This window comes from Hydrogenophaga sp. OTU3427, from assembly GCF_038440225.1.
Taxonomy (GTDB): domain Bacteria; phylum Pseudomonadota; class Gammaproteobacteria; order Burkholderiales; family Burkholderiaceae_C; genus Hydrogenophaga.
In genome coordinates this window covers 1-19606 of sequence record NZ_JASATI010000017.1, presented here as the reverse complement: position 1 = coordinate 19606, position 19606 = coordinate 1, and the positions used below count along the sequence as shown (strand labels likewise).

Genomic DNA, 19606 nt, shown 5'->3' with positions numbered 1-19606 from the left:
TGTAGCCACCAGAAGGAGACAAGCATGAGACTCAACCGACGCCAGGCGATTGCCGCCACCACCGCGCTGCTGATGGGCGGCGCACACGCCGCCGGCGTGTCCGACACCGAAATCGTGCTCGGCACCCACCTCGACCTCTCCGGCCCCACGGCCGCGGGGTCGCCCATGCTGCGCAACGCCATGCAGATGCGCATCGACGAGGCCAACGCGGCCGGTGGCGTGTTCGGCCGCAAGCTGCGGCTGGTCACCGAAGACAACGGCAGCCAGCCACAGATGGCGGTGCGTGCGGTGCAGAAGCTCATCAAGAGCGACGAGGTGTTTGCCATCGTCAACTCCTTTGGTTCCGGCCCCAATGCCGCCACCGTCAAGGCCGCGACCGACGCCGGCGTCGTGGTGTTCGGTCCCTGGGCCGCGTCGGCCATCATCCAGAAGGTGTCGGGCAACAGCCCGCTGCTGTTCACCACGGTGCAGAACTACGACAGCACCACCGCCACCGGCCTGTCCTGGGCGATCAAGAACTGGAAGGTGCAGCGGGTGGGCGTGATCTACCAGGAAGGCCCGTTTGGCGACCTCATCCGCGCCGGCGTGGCCCAGGCCATGAAGGAGACCGGCCAGACCGTGGCCGCCGAGGCCGCCTACAAGGTGGGCGACATCGACTTCTCGTCGCAGGTGGCCCGCATGCGCGCCGCCAACGTGGACCTGATCCTGGCCGGCACGGTGGTGCGTGAAACGGTGGGCGTGATGGCCGAGGTGAAGAAGCTGGGCTGGAACAATGTCCGGGTGCTGACCGCGCTGCCGGGGCGCAGCAGCATCGTGGCCCGCCTGGGCAAGGACGCGGTGGAAGGCCTCTACGGCATTGGCGGCTGGCGCCTGCACGATGCGGACACCAAGGACGCCGAGGCGCAGAAGTTCCTGGCCGCCTACAAGCAGAAGTTCAACGCCGATGCGGACGAGAATGCCGCCAACGCCTATTCCTACATGTCGTGGTTCGTGGCCGGACTGCAGGCCGCCGGGCGCAACCTCACGGCCGAGGGTTTCGCCAAGGCGGTGCAGGGCGTGAAGCACCAGGACTTCACCACCTACGCCGCCCAGGGTTTCAGCGCCAACCACGTGGGCCCGGAGATGGCGACCATCGACCAGGTGCAGGGCGGCAAATGGGTGCAGGTGGCCGCGCCCATGAGTGGCATCGTCAAGTGAGCTGAGGCTGGCGGCGCAGGCGCCGCCAGAGGAAGCGCGCCGGATCGAGGGCGGCCCACAGCGCCCCATCCGGCGCCTCGCCATGGGACAGGGTGGGCGTGCCCATGGCCTGGCGTGCCAGGTGTTCGGCACACAGCGAGGCCAACGTCAGCCCCCGTGAGCCCAGCGCCGTCAGCACGTACAGCCCGGGAAGGCGCGGCAACTCGTGTGCCGCCGGCTTGCGGCGGTGGAACGGGGGCTGGCCCAGCAGGGTGGCCAGCCGGGCGACGTCGGGCAGGTCGCCCACCAGCGGCAGGCGGTCCAGCGAGGCGCAGCGCACGCCGGCCCAGCCCAGCAGGGCGCCGCTGGCCTGCTGCCGGTGCATGCGCGCGGCGGCGGCGGGGTTCAGGTGCGCCAGGCTCAGGGCATTGCGCGCGTGGTCGGCCTCGGTCACGGCGCAGTCGTCGGTGCCCCGGGTGTAGGTGGAGCCCATGGCCCACAGCCGGGCCGGCGCGTGGGGGCCGGGCGGGTCTTCGATGTAGCAGGGCACGAACACGCCGTCCTGGCGCTGCGGCCGTTCGGCGTCGGGCGCGCTGTCCAGCGGGCCGTAGCTCAATTGCCCCTTGACCGGGCGCAGTGGCAGCGCGTGTTCGTCCAGGTCCGCCGCCTCGCGCAACAGGGGCAGGCTGCCGTGTGCGGCGGCAACAAACACCGCATCGGCGCGGGCCAGCACCTGGCCCTCCGCGTCCAGGGCCTCCCAGCCGGGCGGGGCGCCGTTGGCGGCCAGCCGCAACCGCGCCACCGGGGTGTTCCAGTGTGTGCCGAGCCGGCCCGTGGCCTGGGCTTCGGCGTGCCAGGCCGCCACCAGGGCGCCGGGGCGCACCAGCGCGGCCAGGTGGCGGCCGGCGTCGTGGCCGAGGTTGTCCACCTCGGTCGCCAGCCAGCCCTGGCCGGGTGGCAGCAGGCGTTCGAGTTCGGCGCGGGTGTGGGCCACGCCCCAGGTGGTGAGGCGCGACAGCGGCGTGGGCTGGGCGGTGATGTGGGGGCTGAGCATGCCCACCGGCAGCGCCGACGCGCCGGCAGCGGGGCCGGCGGCCGCGTCCAGCCAGTGGACCTGGGCCCCGAGCCGCGTGAGGCTGCGCACCAACGCGGCGCCGGCCAGGCCGGCGCCGATGACCAGGGCGGTCTTCACCCCTGGAGGGGGCTCAGGCGCTGGGCGGCACGTAGCCGGCCGCGGCGTCGGCGCCTTCGCCGAAGAAGTGTTTTTCCATCTGGCGCGCCAGGTACTGGCGGGCGCGCGCATCGGCCAGGTTCAGGCGGTTTTCGTTGAGCAGCATGGTCTGGTGCTTGAGCCAGGCGGCCCAGGCTTCCTTGCTCACGCTTTCATAGATGCGCTTGCCGAGTTCGCCGGGGTAGGGCGGGAAATCGAGGCCTTCGGCTTCCTTGCCGAGCTTGATGCATTGGACGGTGCGTGCCATGGTGATTCCTTCGTGTATGGATGGCCTGTGGGTCGCGCTGCGCGCGGCAGGCAAGGCGCCGACTGTATCAAGCTTTGGACCGGGTGGCCGGCGCGCGCCTCTCAACCCGGCTGGACGGCGGGACTGGGCGTGGCATGCACCACGACCCGGTCGCGGCCCAGGGCCTTGGCCTGGTAGAGCGCCAGGTCGGCGCAGCGCAGCAGTTCGTCGGCCGTGCGGCCGTGGGCAGGGAAGGCGGCCACGCCGACGGACAGCGTGGTGGCGTGGTGACCGGTGGCGGTGGGCACCACGATGCGGCTGAAGCTTTCGCGCCACTGCTCGGCCCGCATGCGGCCGGCTTCCAGCGACATGCGGGGCAGCAGCAGAACGAATTCCTCGCCACCGTAGCGGCAGGGCACGTCCTCGTGCCGTGCCTCGGTGCTCAGCAGCAGGCCCAGGCGGCGCAGCACCTCGTCGCCGACCTGGTGGCCGTGGCGGTCGTTGACCTGCTTGAAGTGGTCGATGTCGATCATCATCACGCACAGCGGCGTGCCTTCGCGGTGGCAGCGGGCGAGCTCGCGCGCCAGCATGTCCTGCAGGTAGCGGCGGTTGAACAGGCCGGTCAGCACGTCGCGGTGCGCCTGGTCCTGCAACTGCTGCTGCAACTGCTGGATTTCGGTGAGGCGCTGGGTCAGGGCCTCGTTGGCGCGCTGCAGTTCCAGCTCGCTGTGCTTGAGCCGTTCGCGGGTGGAGCGCAGCGCGCGTGCCCGTGCGAAGGCCACGTGGCCAATGCCCAGCAGGTACCAGCTCAGACCGAAGGCACACAGCGCGGTGACCCAGGGGCCGTGCTCGGGGGCCCAGACAAAACCGGTGGCCCAGGCGCCCAGGCTGGTGCCCAGCCCGAACAGGCCCACCGCCATCGCCACGCCCTTGTGCCCCTGGCTGATGGCGTTGTTGATGGTGGTGCTGATGAACAGCGTGAAGGTGATCCACAGGGGGAAGCCCATGGCCGCGACCCAGACGCCCATCAGCAGGCAGTCGAGCAGCAGGTTTTCCAGCTCGGCGCGCTGGGTGTCGTTGGCGCGCAGGGCCCGCCAGTAGAGCAGGTGCGGGTAGACCAGGAACTGCAGGCCCAGCAGCGCCCAGACTCACGGCGCCGGGGCCTGGCCCCAGAGGTGGACGGCGCAGAAGACGAAGGCGTTGGCAAAGGACGCCGCCCGCATGCGGTGGTGTGTCACCACGATCCAGTGCGGCCGCCCACGGTCACCGCCCGGCGCGGCGGGCGCGGTGTGGGTGCTGGGAGCGGTGTCCGGCATGGTAGAGGGCGGGGCAAAATGAAAAGAATGATTCTAGGTGGCGTGGCCGGCGCCGTCCATGGCCTGCAGCGGATATCGCCGCGTGACGCGGAACTTAATGCCACGCGCCCCTATCCGTTGACGGGTGCCGCGGCTGCGTCCGCTGCGCGCCACTTGCACGACAATCCGGGCCTGGCCCCTTGTGTCGTCTGCCCCTGTCGTTTGCCGTCTTGTTCAAGGATTCTGTCTTGTCGTCCGTTCTGCCCACCACCCTTCCCGGCCTCGTCGAGCGCATGGGCCTCATTCCCCGCCGCATCCTGCTCCTGATTGCCCTGGGCTCCCTGGCCTTGCTGGGCTTTGGCCTCTACCTGCAGCACGTGGTGGGCCTGGAGCCGTGCCCGATGTGCATCGTGCAACGTTATGCGCTGCTGCTGGTGGCGCTGGTCGCTGGCCTGGCGGCGTTGTTCCGCAGCCGTGCCGTGCTGCTGGGCGCCAGCGGGCTGGTGGTGTTGCTGGCCGGTTTTGGCGCTTTCGTGGCCGCGCGCCAGAGCTTCCTGCAGTGGTACCCGCCTGAGGTGGTCACCTGCGGGCGCGATTTCTACGGAATGATCGAGACCTTCCCGCTCAAGCGGGCCGTGCCCATGATCTTCAAGGGCGGCGGCGACTGTTCGGCCATCGACTGGACCTTCCTTGGCCTGAGCATCGCCAACTGGTCCTTCCTCAACTTCTGCCTGATCATGGCCCTGTGCCTGGGCGTGCTGCTGGGCGCCTGGCGCGCCCGCCGCTGAGCGCTCAGAGCTTCTTGACCAGAACCTGGCTGCGGCGGTCCCAGTTGTATTTGCGCTTGCGGGCCTCGGGCAGCCAGTCGGGGTCGACCTGCGCGAAGCCGCGCTTGATGAACCAGTGCATGGTGCGGGTGGTCAGCACGAAGATGCTGTCCAGGCCCATGGCGCGCGCGCGCTGCTCCACGCGCTTGAGGATCTTCTCTCCGTCGCCCTGGCCCTGGCTTTGCGGCGACACGGTGAGGGCGGCCATCTCGGCCGTCTTGGCCTCGGGGTAGGGGTAGAGCGCGGCGCAGGCGAAGATCACGCCGTCGTGCTCGATCAGGGTGTAGTGGCCGATGTCGCGCTCGATCTCGGTGCGGTCGCGCTTGACCAGGGTGCCGTCCTTCTCGAAGGGCTCGATCAGCTGCAGGATGCCGCCGACGTCGTCGGGCGTGGCTTCGCGCAGGCTTTCCAGCTTTTCATCCACCACCATGGTGCCGATGCCGTCGTGCACATAGACCTCCAGCAGCAGCGAGCCATCGACCGCGAAGGGGATGATGTGGCTGCGCTCCACGCCGGCCTTGCAGGCCTTCACGCAGTGCTGAAGGTAGAAGCCGGTGTCGGTGGGTTTTTGCGCCGGCGCCGCCGCGGCCAGCAGGCGCTCGGCCTGGGCCAGGGGCAGTTCGGTGTCGATCGGGTTGTCATCGCTTTCGGCGTCGTCCGGGCGCAGCCGGATGCCCGGGATTTCGGTGATGAAGATCAACTTGTCGGCCTGCAGCTCGCAGGCGACCGAGGTGGCCACCTCCTCCATGCTGAGGTTGAAGGCTTCGCCCGTGGGCGAGAAGCCGAAGGGCGAGAGCAGCACCATGGCACCCATGTCCAGCGTGCGGCTGATGCCGCCCACGTCGACCTTGCGCACCAGGCCCGAATGCTGGAAATCGACCCCGTCGACGATGCCCACCGGCCGCGCGGTGATGAAGTTGCCCGAGATCACCCGCACCGTGGCCCCCGCCATCGGCGTGTTGGGCAGGCCCTGGCTGAAGGCCGCCTCGATCTCGTAGCGCAGCTGGCCCGCCGCCTCCTGCGCACAGTCCAGCGCCACCGGGTCGGTGATGCGGATGCCGTGCGAGTACTTGGCCTCGTGGCCCTTCGCGCGCAGCTGCTCGTTGACCTGTGGGCGAAAACCGTGCACCAGCACGATCTTTACGCCCATGCTCTGGATCAGGGCCAGGTCCTGTGCCAGGTTGGGCAGCTTGCCAGCGGCGATCGCCTCGCCACAGACGCCCACCACGAAGGTCTGGTTGCGGAACTTGTGGATGTAGGGCGCCACCGAGCGGAACCAGGGCACAAAGGTGAAGTTGAAGACGGCGGACATGGGCGGGGCAGGTGGCGAGGGGGAGGACCGAAGGGCAACGGATAATCGGTGGTTGCCCGATTTTCACTGAAATTGCCGTTTGTCTTCCCTGCCATTCACCATTGAGTTTCCCGAGGCCTTGCCCGTCAGCGGCAAACGCCACGAGATCGAAGCCGCCCTGCAAGCCCATCAGGTGGTCATCGTCTGCGGCGAAACCGGCTCGGGCAAGACCACGCAGTTGCCCAAGATCGCGCTCGCCATGGGCCGTGGCCGCGCCAACGCCCGTCCCGGCGAGAAGCCGCGCCTGATTGGCCACACCCAGCCGCGGCGCATCGCCGCGAGCTCGGTGGCCAAACGCATCGCCGAGGAACTGCAGACCCCGCTGGGCGAGGTGGTGGGCTACAAGGTGCGTTTCACCGACCGCCTGGGCAAGAACGCGTCGGTCAAGCTCATGACCGACGGCATCCTGCTGGCCGAAACCCAGACCGATCCGCTGCTGCAAGCCTACGACACGCTGATCATCGACGAGGCCCACGAGCGCTCGCTCAACATCGATTTCCTGCTCGGCTACCTGCGCCAGATCCTGCCGCGCCGGCCCGATCTGAAAATTGTCGTCACCTCGGCCACCATCGATGCCGACCGGTTCGCGCAGCATTTCGCATCGTCCAAAGGTCCTGCCCCGGTCATCATGGTCAGCGGTCGCACCTTCCCGGTCGAATGCCGCTACCGGCCTTATGAAGAAAGCCGCGAGTACGACCTGAACGACGCCATCGCCGACGGCGTGGACGAGCTGTGGCTGGACCCGCGCCAGAGTGGCGACATCCTCGTCTTCCTGCCGGGCGAGCGCGAAATCCGCGAGGCCGCCGACCACCTGCGCAAACACCTCAGCCACCAGCCGGCGCTGCGCAACGCCGAGGTGCTGCCGCTGTTTGCCCGCCTCAGCCAGGCCGAGCAGGACCGCGTGTTCGACGGCCACACCGGCCGGCGCATCGTGCTGGCCACCAACGTGGCCGAGACCTCGCTCACCGTGCCCGGCATCCGCTACGTGATCGACACCGGCACGGCGCGCGTCAAGCGCTACAGCCTGCGCAGCAAGGTCGAGCAGTTGCTGGTGGAGCCGGTCAGCCAGGCCGCGGCCAACCAGCGCCTGGGCCGCTGCGGCCGGGTGGCCAACGGCATCTGTTTGCGCCTGTACGACGAGGTCGACTTCAACGGCCGCGACCGCTTCACCGATCCCGAAATCCTGCGCTCCTCGCTGGCTGGCGTGATCCTGCGCATGAAGGCGCTGCACCTTGGGGCAGTGGACGACTTCCCCTTTCTGGAAGCGCCCAGCCGCCGAGCCATCACCGACGGCTACCAGCTGCTGCAGGAGCTGGGCGCGGTGGACGACAACAACGAACTCACCGCCCTGGGGCGCGAGCTGTCCAAGCTGCCACTGGACCCGCGCGTGGGCCGCATGATCCTGGAGGCGCGCACGCGTGGCGCGCTCGACGAGGTGATGGTGATCGCCAGCGCGCTGAGCGTGCAGGACGTGCGCGACCGCCCGCTGGAAGCCCAGGCCCAGGCCGACCAGGCGCACGCCAAGTTCGACGACGACAAGAGCGAATTCAGCGGTTACCTCAAGCTGTGGAAGTGGATCAACGAGGCGCGGGGTGGTCACGGCGAACACAAGCTGAGCAACCGCCAGTACGAGCAGCTGCTGCGGCAGAACTTCGTCAACATCCGCCGCGTGCGCGAATGGCGCGACATCCACACCCAGCTGCACACCGTGGTGGCCGAGCACAAGTGGGCCATCAACACCACACCGGCCAGTTACGAGCAACTGCACCTGTCCATGTTGTCCGGCTTGCTCGGCAACATCGGTCTCAAGCACGAGACCGAGGATGTCTACCTGGGCGCGCGCGGCATCAAGTTCCACCGGCACCCGGGCGCGCACCTGAGCAAACGGCCCGGGCGCTGGATCGTCTGTGCCGAGCTGGTGGAGACCGCGCGCCTGTTCGGCCGTGGCATCGCCGCTATCGAGCCGCCCTGGCTGGAGCAGGTCGGCGGCCACCTGCTCAAGAAGCAGCTGCTCGACCCACACTGGGAAAAGAAGGCCGGCGAGGTGGTGGCGCTGGAGCGGGCCACGCTGTATGGCCTGGTGATCTACCAGGGCCGGCGCATCAACTACGGCAAGGTCGATCCGGCCGGCGCCCGCGAGCTGTTCATCCGCGAGGCGCTGGTGGGGCAGGAGTGGTCGGACGAGATGTTCCGCCGCCTGCCTTTCCTGGCCGCCAACCGCAAGCTGATCGCCCAGGTCGAGTCGCTGGAACACAAGTCGCGCCGCCAGGACGTGCTGGTGGACGACGAACTGATCTTTGCGTTTTACGACGCGCAGATCCCGGCCGACGTGTGCAGCGGCACCGGGCTGGAGCGCTGGTGGCGCGAGGCTTCACGCCTGAACCCCAAACTGCTGCAGCTCAGCCGCGAGGAACTGATGCGGCACGAGGCCGCCGGCATCACCACCAGCGCCTTCCCCAAGGTGCTCAAACTCGGCGGGGTGGACTGCGCGGCCGACTACCTGCACGAACCCGGCGATGCCCGCGACGGCCTCACGGTCACCGTGCCGCTGTTCGTGCTCAACCAGGTCAGCGAGGAACGCTGCGAGTGGCTGGTGCCCGGCATGCTCAAGGACAAGATCCAGGCCCTGCTCAAGAGCCTGCACCAGAAGCCGCGCAGCCGCTTCGTGCCCCTGCCCGAGAGCGCCGCGCGCCTGGCGGAGTTCTTCAGCGCGCCCGAACGCTGGTGTGTGGGCGGCCTCACCGACGCCCTGCTCAGGCAGGTGCGCGCCGAAACCAGCCTGGACGTGAAGCGTGGTGATTTCAAGCTCGACATGTTGCCGCCGCACCTGTTCATGAACCTGCGGGTGGTGGACGAACACGGCCGCCAGCTGGGGCAGGGGCGCAACCTCGGCGCGCTCAAGGCCGAACTCGGCGCCAAGGCGCGCGGGGCCTTCCAGGCGTTGGCGGGGCTCAAGACCGCTGCCGCCGTGCCGCCGCCGGCCGCCAGCACCGCTGCGCCGGGCAAGGCGCCCGCCGGCCCCCGGGCCGTGGCGTCCACGCCGGCGGCCGACGGCGCCCAGCGCCACACCGCCTGGACCTTTGGCGAGCTGCCCGAGCTGATGGAGATCCGCAAGGGCGGGCAGACGCTGATCGGCTTCCCGGCCCTGATCGACCAGGGCGACGCGGTGAGCATCGAGGTCTTCGACGAGCCCGAGGTGGCGGCGGCCAGGCACCGCGCCGGCCTGCGCCGGCTGTTCGCCCTGCAGATACGCGACGCCCTCAAGTACCTCGAAAAAAACCTGCCCGACCTGCAGAAGATGGCCGTGGCCTACATGCCGCTGGGCACGCAGGAAGAGCTGCGCGACCAGCTGATCGCGGTGGCGCTGGACCGCGCCTTCCTGCTCGACCCCTTGCCCACGAACGAGGCCGATTTCAAGCGCAGCATTGACGAAGGCCGGGGCCGGCTCACGCTGATCGCCAACGAGGTTTCGCGCCTGGCTGCCACGGTGCTGGCCGAATTCGCCATCGCCTCGCGCAAGATCAAGGACAGCAAGAACGCCACCGAGGCGGTGGCCGATGCGCAGCAGCAGTTGCAGCGCCTGTGTGGCAAGCGTTTCATGATGGACACGCCCTGGGCACAGCTGCAGCACTTGCCGCGCTACCTCAAGGCCATCACCCTGCGCCTGGACAAATGGCGTGCCGACCCGGCGCGCGACGCCACCAAACTGGCCGAGCTGCGCCCGCAGGAGCAGCGCTTCTGGCGCCTGGTGGCCGAGCGCAAGGGTGTGCTCGACCCGCGCATGGTGGAGCTGCGCTGGCTGCTGGAGGAACTGCGGGTGAGCTTCTTCGCGCAGGAGCTGCGCACGCCGCAGCCGGTCAGCGTCAAGCGGATCGAGAAGGTCTGGGCCCAGTTGTCCAGCTGAGCCCGGACGGGGCCGTCAGTGCGATGCCGCGACAGCCGCCACGCCGGTGGCTGGGAAGTCGGTGAACACGCCGTCCACGCCCAGCTTGATGTAGGCCGCCATCTCGGCCTTGGGGTCCTTGAAACCGTAGCCGCTGGCGTCGTCGCGGAAGGTCCAGGTGTGCACCATCAGGCCGCGCTCGTGGGCGGCCTCGATCACGCCGGTGCTGCCGTCCACGCGGCGGTCGTTGATGGTGACCACGCCATCGCCGTTGCGGTCGACGCCATCTTTCACGGTCTTGAGCAGGTAGGGCTTCCACGGGCCCACGGCGTCGGCGTAGGTCTTTATGAAGTCCAGGCCGGAGGGTTTGAGCAGGTCGGCAAAGCTGCGCGCATCGTTGTTGACCACGAAGTCGTAGGGCTTGTGGTAGGGCGCCACCAGCGACATGCTGCCGTCGTCCTTCACGTCGTCGGCGTCGATCAACTGCACCAGTTTGATGTTGGTCTTGGTGTTGAGGTACTGCAGGTTGGCGACCTCGAAGGACTGGATGAACACCGGCGCGCTGCCGGTGTTGCCGTAGGCCACGTGCAGCGTGGCCAGCAGCTTGTCCTCGAACACGTGGGCACCAAAACCGGCTTCGGTGGCGTGGAAGACCGAGTGCTTGATCTCGGGGTAGATGCCCACGGTGCGACCGCGCTTGTTGCCTTCGGCCTTGGCCAGCGCGATCACTTCGTCCAGGGTGGGGATGGCGTAGAGGCCGTTGAACGAGGTGTCGCGGCCGGCGCGGGCCTGCACCGCGCGCAAGGTCTTGATCTCTGCCAGGGTGAAGTCGCTGGCGAAGTAGGCGGTGGTGGGCACGCCGTCCACGTTGCGCGTGGTCTGGCGCGATGCCGGGAACTTGGCCGCCACGTCGGTGGTGCCGTCCAGCATGGGTTCGTGGCGGGCGATCATCACGCCGTCCTGGGTCAGCACCAGGTCGGGCTCGATGAAGTCGGCGTTCTGTTCGATGGCCTTGCGGTAGGCCTCCAGCGTGTGCTCGGGCAGCAGGCCCGAGGCGCCCCGGTGGCCGATCACCAGCGGCGCGTCACCGCTGAGGGTGTTGAAGGCGGGATCGGAGCCGCCGCAGGCCTGCAGCAGGGCCAGGGTGGTCAGGGCAAGCGCGACGCGTGTGGGGCGGAACATGGGGTGTCTCCCGGAGATGAAGCCTGCCGGATCGGCAGGTCTTTTCATTCTGGTGAGGCACGTGACACCTTCATGACGCGCTCATGTCCGTTGCGCGACCGCGCATCGGGGGCCGGTCACAGGCGCGCCAGCCGCTCCAGCGCCGACACCAGCGTCTCGTCCTTCTTGGCGAAGCAGAAGCGCACCACGTGCTGGTCGAAGCCGTCGCCGTAGAAGGCCGACAGCGGGATGGCAGCCACGCCGATCTCGCGCGTGAGCCACTGGCAGAAGTCGGCCTCGGGCAGGCTGCGCTCGGGCACGGCCAGGTCGGAGATGTCCACACACTGGAAGTAGCTGCCTTCGCTGGGCAGCAGCTTGAAGCGGGTCTTGGCCAGGCCGGCGCGGAACAGGTCGCGCTTGTGCTGGTAGAAGGCCGGCAGCTCCAGGTAGGGCCTGGGGTCGGCCATGTAGGTGGCCAGCGCGTGCTGCACCGGCGTGTTGACGGTGAAGACGTTGAACTGGTGCACCTTGCGGAACTCGGCCGTCAGGGACGCCGGCGCGGCCACGAAGCCGACCTTCCAGCCGGTGACGTGGTAGGTCTTGCCGAAGCTGCTGACGATGAAGGCGCGCGCCGCCAGGCCAGGGTAGCGGGCGGCGCTTTCGTGGGGCTGGCCGTCGAAGACCATGTGTTCGTAGACCTCGTCGCTGATCAGCAGCACCTGGGTGGGCGCCAGCAGCTCCTGCAGCTTGAGCATGTCCTCGCGTTTCCACACGGTGGCGCTGGGGTTGTGCGGCGTGTTGACGATGATGGCGCGGGTCCTGGGCGTGATCGCGGCGGCGATCTTGTCGAAGTCGGGGCGGAAGGTGCCGGGTGTCAGCGGCACACGCACCACCACGCCACCGGCCAGCTCGATGTTGGGCACGTAGCTGTCGTAGCAGGGTTCGAGCACGATGACCTCGTCGCCCGGGTGCACCACCGACAGGATGCAGGTGATGATGGCCTGGGTGGCGCCGGCGGTGACGGTGATCTCGCTGCCGGCGTCATAGCGGCGGCCATACAGCGTCTCGATCTTGGCCGAGATCGCTTCGCGCAGCACCGGCACGCCCGGCATGGGCGGGTACTGGTTGAGGCCTTGCTGCATGGCCCGGGTCACCGCGTCAACCAGGGCCGGGTCGCAGTTGAAGTCGGGGAAGCCCTGGCCCAGGTTGACTGCGCCGGTTTCGCTGGCGAGCGCCGACATGACGGTGAAGATGGTGGTGCCGACGTTGGGCAGGCGCGAGGTGAGGGCGGGTGTGTTCATCGTTCGTCGCGGAAGGATGGGTCAGAGGTTGTAGTCGTCGGGCGTGCCTTGCATGGCCTTGGTGATGAGTTCGCGCGATAGGCGGTCGCTCAGCAGCTCGGCAAAACGCAGCACGAAGTGGCGCAGATAAATGCCGCGTTTGAAGGCGACGCGGGCGATGTTCTGGCCGAACAGGTCACCGGCCGGGCGGGCCACCAGCTCGGGCGACTTTTCCTCGCCGGCCATGGCCATTTCGGCCACGATGCCCACGCCCATGCCCAGCTTCACATAGGTCTTGATGACATCCGAGTCGATGGCTTCCAGCACGATGTTGGGCGTGAGCTGGCGCGCGGCAAAGGCGCGGTCGATGCGGGTGCGGCCCGTGAAGGAGGGGTGGTAGGTGATCAGCGGGACCTTGGACAGGTCCTCGAGGTGGATGCGCTCCTTGTCCAGCAGCGGGTGGCCGAAGGGCAGCACCAGCACGTGTTGCCACTCGTAGCAGGGCAGGGTGACCAGGTCTTCGTACTGCGACAGCGACTCGGTGGCGATGCCGATCTCGGCCACGTCGGTCATCAGCATCTGGGCCACCTGGTCGGGCGAGCCCTGGTGCAGCTCGATGCCCACCTTGGGGTAGATCTGGCGCAGCTTGGCCACCGGCTGGGGCAGCACGTAGCGCGCCTGGGTATGGGTGGTGGCGATGCTGAGCTTGCCGCTGTCCTGCTTGGAGAACTGCTCGCCGATGCGCTTGAGGTTCTGCACCTCGCGCAGGATGATCTCGATGCTTTGCAGCACGTGCTGGCCGGGCTCGGTCACGCGCTTGATGCGCTTGCCGTGGCGGGCGAAGATCTCCACGCCCAGCTCGTCCTCCAGCTCGATGATGGCCTTGGAGACGCCGGGCTGCGAGGTGTGCAGGGCCTTGGCGGCCTCGGTCAGGTTGAGGTTGCGGCGCACCGCTTCCTGCACGAATCGGAACTGGTGCAGGTTCATGCCGGGCCTTCCAGTGCCAGGTCGGCCAGCAAGCGGGTCAGGCGTTCGTCTTCACCGGCTGGGCGCATGAACTCGAAACACACGTCGGGGTGGGTGGTCTGCAGCGTGGTCATCAGTTCGGGCAGGTCTTCGCGGGCGTGTTTGCCCATGCCGAAGAACAACGGCAGCACACGGATGCGCCGCGCGCCCGCGGCCAGGGCCTGCGCCACGGCGCCGGGCAGGTCGGGGGTGCAGAGTTCGAGGTAGGCGCAACTGACAAAACTGCCGGGCGCACGCGCGGCGATGCGGGCGGCGACCGCCTCCACCGGTGTGCGCCAGAGCGGGTCGCGCGAGCCGTGGGCAAAAACGATCACGGCCAGGCCGTCATGGGGAGTGTGGGTCATCGTCGGAGCACCAGCCAGCCGAAGGCGCCGAGCGACATCAGCGAATAGATGAGGGCCGGCGAGGCGGCCGCCAGCCAGGGTTGCCACTGGTTGAGGTTGCCGATATAGCCGAACACGTTGTTGAGGAGGAAGAAGCTGATGCCGGTCATGACACCACCGAACACGTAGCCGGCGATGCCCCCGGAGCGGAAGTGCAGGTAGGCGAAGGGCAGGGCCAGGACCACCATCACCAGGCAGCTGAGCGGGTAGAAGACCTTGCGCCAGAATTCGATCTCGTGCTTCTGCGCGGTCTGCCCGTTGGACTGCAGGTGCTGGATGTAGGCGTAGAGGTCGGCGGTGCGCATGCGGTCCGGGTTGAGCAGCGCGACCGACACCATTTCGGTACTGAGTTCGGTCGGCCAGCGGTACTCGGGCAGCGCCTCCTGGGTGAGTTGCAGCGCGTCGCGGCTGCCGGTGTTGAACTCGCGGCGCATCACCTGCTTGAGGTGCCAGGCGCTGTCGTCTCCGATCTGCCCCGTCTCGGCCTGCAGCGAGGACACCAGGAAGCCGCGGTTGTCGAGCTCGAAGATGCGGATGTTCTTGAGGGCACCGAGCGCGCTGACCGAGCCGACGTTGACCGAGTAGCTGCTGTAAGCCTGCCGTTCCTTGAGCCAGGCGCCGGTCTGGCCCAGGTTGATGCGGCCCTGGAAGCGCGCCTTGAGCACCTGCGCGCTGCGGTCGGCCAGCGGCGCGATGTAGTCGCCCACCGCGAAGGTCAGGCAGACGAAGATGGCGCCCAGGCCCAGCAGCGTGCGCAAGGCCCGCCAAGGCCCCAGGCCGCTGGTGCGCAGGATGGTGAATTCCGAGCCCTGGGCCAGCCGCGCCATCACGAACACCGAGCCGATCAGCACCGCGATGGGCATCAGCTCGTAGATCCGGTTGGGCACCAGCAGCAGCACGTACAACAGGGCGTGGCGCAGCTCGTAGCTGTCGCCCGTGCCCAACACCGAGGGTTTGCCCAGCGAGGGCAGCTCGTCGACGAAGTCGAAGAAGAAGAACAGCGAGAGAAAGGCCAGCAGCACATAGGCCACGGCGTTGAAGATCTCGCCGTAGATCAGGCGGCGTATGGTGCTCATGGTGTGGTTCCGCCTGCGGGTGTGGGCGCGGGCAGCAAGTCGCGCAGGGTCCAGTTGTGGTGGCGCTTGAGCATCCAGCCGGCGGCCAGCACCAGCACCACGCCGTGCAGCCCCAGCATCACCTGCCAGAAACCAAGCCGGCCACTGACCAGCCAGCTCTGGCTGAGGTTGAGCAGGTTGTAGTAGAAGACGAAGGCGAACAGCACGAAGGCCAGGTTGCCCCCGCGACCGGCGCGCGGGTTGGCCGAAGACACGCTGACAGCGATCAGCACGAAGTTGATCGCTGTCAGCAGCATGCCGATGCGCCAGACCAGCTCACCCGAGCGTTGCCGGTCGCCGTTGCCCAGCAGCTCCCAGGTCGGCATGGATTTCACACCCCGGTCGGCGCCGATCAGCGGGTGTTCCTCGCCGATCTGTATGCCGTATTCGGCGAATTCGCTGACCCGCACCGGCTTGTCCGAATCGGGCGGAGGCACGTCCAGGCGCTGCCCGCTGCTCAGCAGCAGCATCTGCCGCCCGTCCACCCGCTCGACCCGACCCGAGCGCGCCGAGGTGATGCTCTCGCTGCCGTCGTCTTCCTGGTTGGAGATGAACACGTTGCGGCCATCGGCCGTGCCGGCGCTGTCCTTGTCGATGAAGAACACGCGGCGGCCGTCGGACGACGACTGGAACTGGCCCGGCGCCACACGCTGCAGGTCGCTGCGCTGCTCGAAGCGGTCGCGCAGCAGGTCGATCTGCTCGTTGGCCCAGGGCCAGACCAGCATCACCAGCACACCCACCGCCAGCAGGATGGGCCAGGCGAAACGCAGCACGGGTGACAGGAAACCCATCAGCCCGCGGCCGCTGGTGTACCAGATCACCATCTCGCTGTCGCTGTGCATGCGCGACAGGGTGGAGACGATCGAGATGAACAGCGCGATGGTGAGGATGGTGGGCAGGCGGCCGAGCACGGTGTAGCCCAGCACGATCATCACCTCCTCGGGGTTGACGCTGCCCTTGGACGCCAGGCCCAGGGTGCGGATCAGCAGCATCGTGATGACGATGGTGAACAGCACCACCAGGGTGGCGCCAAAGCTGCGGCCCAGCTCCTTGCGTATGGATGAATGGAACAGCATGGCGGGTCAGTGGGCCTGCGCTGGCGTGGGGCGTGGTGACATGGGTGGTTCGGGCGGGGGCCAACGCGGGGCGGACAGGCGCCCGGGCGCCGCGTCAGGCATGGCAGCCGATTATCGTGGACGGTTTGCCATGGCTGCGCCCGAGGGGCTGTTTCAATCCACCAGCTGCCGTTTGTGCCGCTGCGCGAAGGCGTACAGCTCCACCCGGTTGCTCAAGCCCAGCTTGCTGTAGATCGAGGTCAGGTGGTTGCGCAGCGTGTTTTCGCTGATGTGCAGGCGCTCCGCCAGACGCTTTCCGTTGGCGGACGAGTCCTGCGTCAGTGCCGCCACGGTCTGGCGCTCGCGGCGGGTCAGCGTGGCGATCTTGTCCTGCTCCGGGTGGCCCGAGCGGCCGCCTTGCTGCCGTGCCATCGCCACGAAAATCCGCCCCGTCGCGCCGCGGTCCAGCCACACCTCGCCTTGGTGCACCTTTTCGATGGCGCGCAGCAAGGTGTCGGGCGGGTCGCTCGCACGGACCCAGCCCCGGGCACCCGCGAGGATGGCCGCGTCCAGCAGGCTGTCGTCGGCCGAGCCGCCGACGGCCAGAATCTTCGCGCGGCTCTGGCCGTGGAGGTCCAGCAGCCGTTCGTTCGCTTCCGCCGTTTCGACGTGCACCACCACGACGTCGGGCTCCGCGCTGGCGTCCATGGAGGGGTAGGCGGCGAGGTCGCGGGACACCCCGGCCAGCGCCAGCGCCGGTGCGGCGGTCTCCACCAGCCGCGCCAGACCCCAGGCAAACAGCTCCGGGGCGACCACATGAACACGTATGGACGATGGCAAGGGCAGCCTTCAAAGAGGTCACAAGCTGGATGGTTTGAGGGGGATGCCTGGTGGCGATCCTGTGCCTCATATGTAACACGCAGGCCCTTAATTTTTACAAAGTTTGACTAAAAACCAACAGCTTTGTCATGGGTTGGGGCCCATTTGGCTGGGAGTGTGGCCGGGCGAAATCGTGACAACTCCATCATGAAGTTTCTCCCTGCAACTTTGACACTGGGGCCATGCGCGCCGATCAGCGATCCGAACCAAGGGAACCGGTGTCCCTGCCCGTCACGTCCGGGCAAGGTGGCCTGGGCGTGACCCGCGACATCAGTGCCTCTGGCCTGTTTCTGCAGACCGATGGCCTGCAGGTCATGGGCAGCCTGATCGAGCTGGAAATCGCACTGGACACACCCGGCGGGCCCATGAAGCTCTGCGCCACGGGCGAGGTCGTCCGGGTCGAGGTGAAGGACGGCAAGACCGGCGTGGGCCTGAAGTTCGTGGCCAGTCGGCTGGAACCCGGCTGATGCCGGCATGCCCTTGACCCATCTGTTTTCAGGCACCTGCCTTCGTTGAATGCATCGACATACCGGAGAAACCGACATGAACACACGCACCGTCTTGATCGACACCCAGCTGGATGGCCACGCTAGCCTCGCGGCGCTGTACGACCCCGCTGTGTACCAGGTGGCCTATTTCGATGGGGCAGCCAATGGCCATGTGCAGATTCAGGACTACCTGACGGCGCACCAGATCGATCTCTCCACCATCAATGTGGTGACGGCGTCCGACAGCACGTCGGGCCTGTTCAACGCGCGGGTGGTGTTTGTCGATCCGGGCGTGGCCGACCACCAGTCGCTGATCGCGCAATTGCCCGCCGACGCCACCGTGGTGGTGCTGGACGCCCACAGCGACGGCGTGCAGCAGATCCGCGATTTCCTGGCGCACAACGAGGGCCTGGTCACGGCCGTGGACATCATCACCGATGTCGCCACGGTCGACCTCATTTCGCACGGCGGTGCCGGTGAAGTCACCCTGGGCAGCACGGTGTTGTCCGCCGGCAACCTGGCCGCCTACCAGGACGTGCTGGCCGACATCGGCAGCCACCTGGCCGATGGGGCGGACATCCTGATCTATGGCTGCGACGTGGCGTCGGGAACACAGGGGCAGGCCTTCATCGAAGCGCTCTCCGTGGCCACCGGCGCCGACGTGGCGGCCTCGACCGACCTCACGGGCAGCGCGGCGCTGGGCGGGGATTGGGTGCTGGAGGCGAGCGCGGGGACGGTGGAGGCCCAGGCCATTTCGGCACCGGACTATGCGGAGGTGTTCCAGGTCCGGATAAATTTGAACGGCGCCACGGGTGTGGGCTCCACGAACTTCACGGAGCAAACGGCGGTTGACCTGTTTCCTTCGGCCATCTTCAACCCCAATGGCAACGATGCGGACAAGGTCGACACCGTCACGGTGAGCATGGCCAATCCGGCGGCCACCCGCACGCTGTCGCTGAACGCCAGCGCCGCAGCAACGGCGAGCACCAACAGCGTCACCGTCGGCTACAACGTGGCCACGGGCGTGCTGACCTTGACTGGCAGCAACGAAACCAATACAGCGTGGGAACTGATACTGCGGGGTGTCCAGTACCACGATTCGAGTGAATCGCCGACCAGTCCTGGAACGATCACCGTCACGGGAACGGAGTCGGGTGGTCCCACCGTCGGCACCGACACCCATTCGGTTGTGGTGGTGCCCGTCAACGACGCCCCCACCACAACACCCGTGACCTTGACCGCCATCGCGGAAGACAGTGGCCCGCACCTGATCACGCAGGCCCAACTCCTGGCCAACGCCAGCGACCCCGACGGCAACCCGCTCACCGCCACCAACCTGGCCATAGCCACCGGCGGTGGTGCCCTGGTGAACAACGGCAACGGCACCTGGTCCTACACCCCGGCCACGAACGATTCGACGTCGGTGCAGTTCAGCTATTTGGTGAGCGACGGCAGTCTCTCGGCGGCGGGCAGTGCCACGCTGGATATCACCCCGGCAGAGGATGAGGCGACGGGCACGCTGGCGGTGACGGGTTCCGCCCAAGAGGGCGGCAGCTTGGTGGCGTTGCTGACGGCCACCGACGCGGACGGGGCGATCACGACGGCCTACCGCTGGCAGGAGAAGATTGCAGGCGTGTGGACGGACATTGCCGGCGCGAACACCGGCACGCTGGCGATCCCCGGCGACCAGAGCTACGTGGGCAAGGAAGTGCGCGCGGTGGCCACGAGCACGGACCCGGTTGGCGGCACGACGGTGTTCGAGGGCACGGGGCAGGTGATCGCCAACGTGGAAGACGAAGCAACGGGCACGCTCGCGGTGACCGGCACAGCCCAAGAGGGCGGCAGCCTGGTGGCTGCGTTGACGGCCACGGACGCGGACGGTTCGATCACGACGGCCTACCGCTGGCAGGAAAAGATTGCCGGGGTGTGGACCGACATCGCTGGCGCGAACACCGGCGCCCTGGCGATCCCGGGGAACCAGAGCTACGTGGGCAAGGAAGTGCGCGCGGTGGCCACGAGCACCGACCCGTTTGGTGGCACGACGGTGTTCGAGGGCACGGGGCAGACGATTGCCAACGTCAACGACGCCCCGGTGGGCACGGTGACGATCAGTGGCACGGCCACGGAAGACCAGACCCTGACGGCCAGCAACGATCTGGCGGACGAGGACGGTCTGGGCCCCATCAGCTACAGCTGGGAGGCCGACGGCGTGGCCTTCGCCACGGGCGGC

17 protein-coding genes are annotated in these 19606 nt (G+C 67.9%); 5 read left to right on the top strand and 12 right to left on the bottom strand.

What is annotated here, in order from left to right:
• The first annotated feature begins 24 nt into the window (after positions 1-24).
• Entirely contained in the window at positions 25-1197 is a 1173-nt protein-coding gene (locus tag AAHB17_RS11825; RefSeq protein WP_342130776.1) for an ABC transporter substrate-binding protein, read from the top strand.
• Here the strand turns inward: AAHB17_RS11825 and AAHB17_RS11820 are convergent.
• From AAHB17_RS11820 to AAHB17_RS11805, 4 genes are all read right to left on the bottom strand, one after another.
• Positions 1190-2368, bottom strand: a complete 1179-nt coding sequence (locus AAHB17_RS11820) for an FAD-dependent oxidoreductase (protein ID WP_342130775.1) — start codon at positions 2366-2368, stop codon at positions 1190-1192. The two genes, AAHB17_RS11825 and AAHB17_RS11820, sit on opposite strands and share 8 nt — an antisense overlap.
• Positions 2369-2381: 13 nt before the next feature.
• On the bottom strand, positions 2382-2654 hold the full coding sequence (locus AAHB17_RS11815) for an oxidative damage protection protein (protein WP_342130774.1): 273 nt from the start codon (positions 2652-2654) through the stop codon (positions 2382-2384).
• A 101-nt stretch (positions 2655-2755) separates the two neighbouring features.
• On the bottom strand, positions 2756-3769 hold the full coding sequence (locus tag AAHB17_RS11810; RefSeq protein WP_342130849.1) for a sensor domain-containing diguanylate cyclase: 1014 nt from the start codon (positions 3767-3769) through the stop codon (positions 2756-2758).
• A 12-nt stretch (positions 3770-3781) separates the two neighbouring features.
• Positions 3782-3949 carry a hypothetical protein gene (locus AAHB17_RS11805; protein WP_342130773.1) on the bottom strand — a complete coding sequence of 56 codons (168 nt, stop codon included), beginning with the start codon at positions 3947-3949 and terminating at the stop codon, positions 3782-3784.
• A gap of 272 nt (positions 3950-4221) precedes the next feature.
• Between AAHB17_RS11805 and AAHB17_RS11800 the strand changes: the two genes are divergently transcribed.
• Positions 4222-4716, top strand: coding sequence for a disulfide bond formation protein B (locus AAHB17_RS11800; protein ID WP_342130848.1), 495 nt, complete (start codon positions 4222-4224; stop codon positions 4714-4716).
• Between the two features lie 4 nt (positions 4717-4720).
• On the opposite strand, the gene argA is transcribed toward AAHB17_RS11800, so the two are convergent.
• Complete coding sequence (argA, locus tag AAHB17_RS11795; protein ID WP_342130772.1) at positions 4721-6067, bottom strand: amino-acid N-acetyltransferase; 1347 nt, start codon at positions 6065-6067, stop codon at positions 4721-4723.
• An 88-nt stretch (positions 6068-6155) separates the two neighbouring features.
• Between argA and hrpA the strand changes: the two genes are divergently transcribed.
• Complete coding sequence (hrpA, locus tag AAHB17_RS11790; RefSeq protein ID WP_342130847.1) at positions 6156-10010, top strand: ATP-dependent RNA helicase HrpA; 3855 nt, start codon at positions 6156-6158, stop codon at positions 10008-10010.
• Between the two features lie 15 nt (positions 10011-10025).
• Here the strand turns inward: hrpA and AAHB17_RS11785 are convergent, their stop codons facing one another.
• The 7 genes from AAHB17_RS11785 to AAHB17_RS11755 all read right to left on the bottom strand — a co-directional run bounded on the left by AAHB17_RS11785 (position 10026) and on the right by AAHB17_RS11755 (position 16849).
• Positions 10026-11171: a glycerophosphodiester phosphodiesterase gene (locus AAHB17_RS11785; protein WP_342130771.1), complete on the bottom strand. Its 1146-nt coding sequence runs from the start codon at positions 11169-11171 to the stop codon at positions 10026-10028.
• 116 nt (positions 11172-11287) lie between these two features.
• Positions 11288-12451, bottom strand: coding sequence for a pyridoxal phosphate-dependent aminotransferase (locus tag AAHB17_RS11780; RefSeq protein WP_342130770.1), 1164 nt, complete (start codon positions 12449-12451; stop codon positions 11288-11290).
• Positions 12452-12472: 21 nt separating this feature from the next.
• Complete coding sequence (locus AAHB17_RS11775) at positions 12473-13417, bottom strand: CysB family HTH-type transcriptional regulator (RefSeq protein WP_342130769.1); 945 nt, start codon at positions 13415-13417, stop codon at positions 12473-12475.
• Positions 13414-13800: a sirohydrochlorin chelatase gene (locus tag AAHB17_RS11770; RefSeq protein ID WP_342130768.1), complete on the bottom strand. Its 387-nt coding sequence runs from the start codon at positions 13798-13800 to the stop codon at positions 13414-13416. The genes AAHB17_RS11775 and AAHB17_RS11770 overlap by 4 nt, the downstream gene beginning before the upstream one ends.
• The gene (gene lptG / locus AAHB17_RS11765) at positions 13797-14915 is read right to left on the bottom strand and encodes an LPS export ABC transporter permease LptG (protein ID WP_342130767.1); all 1119 of its coding nucleotides are present in this window, start codon (positions 14913-14915) and stop codon (positions 13797-13799) included. Before lptG ends, AAHB17_RS11770 begins: the two co-directional genes overlap by 4 nt.
• On the bottom strand, positions 14912-16030 hold the full coding sequence (gene lptF, locus AAHB17_RS11760) for an LPS export ABC transporter permease LptF (protein ID WP_342130766.1): 1119 nt from the start codon (positions 16028-16030) through the stop codon (positions 14912-14914). Before lptF ends, lptG begins: the two co-directional genes overlap by 4 nt.
• 153 nt (positions 16031-16183) lie before the next feature.
• The gene (locus AAHB17_RS11755) at positions 16184-16849 is read right to left on the bottom strand and encodes a response regulator transcription factor (protein WP_342130765.1); all 666 of its coding nucleotides are present in this window, start codon (positions 16847-16849) and stop codon (positions 16184-16186) included.
• Positions 16850-17070: 221 nt separating this feature from the next.
• On the opposite strand from AAHB17_RS11755, the gene AAHB17_RS11750 reads away from it, so the two are divergent.
• Together AAHB17_RS11750 and AAHB17_RS11745 are read left to right on the top strand one after the other, a co-directional pair.
• Positions 17071-17355, top strand: coding sequence for a PilZ domain-containing protein (locus AAHB17_RS11750; protein WP_342130764.1), 285 nt, complete (start codon positions 17071-17073; stop codon positions 17353-17355).
• Positions 17356-17431: 76 nt separating this feature from the next.
• Positions 17432-19606 (top strand): DUF4347 domain-containing protein (locus AAHB17_RS11745; protein ID WP_342130763.1); only part of this gene is annotated, 2175 nt, incomplete at its 3' end.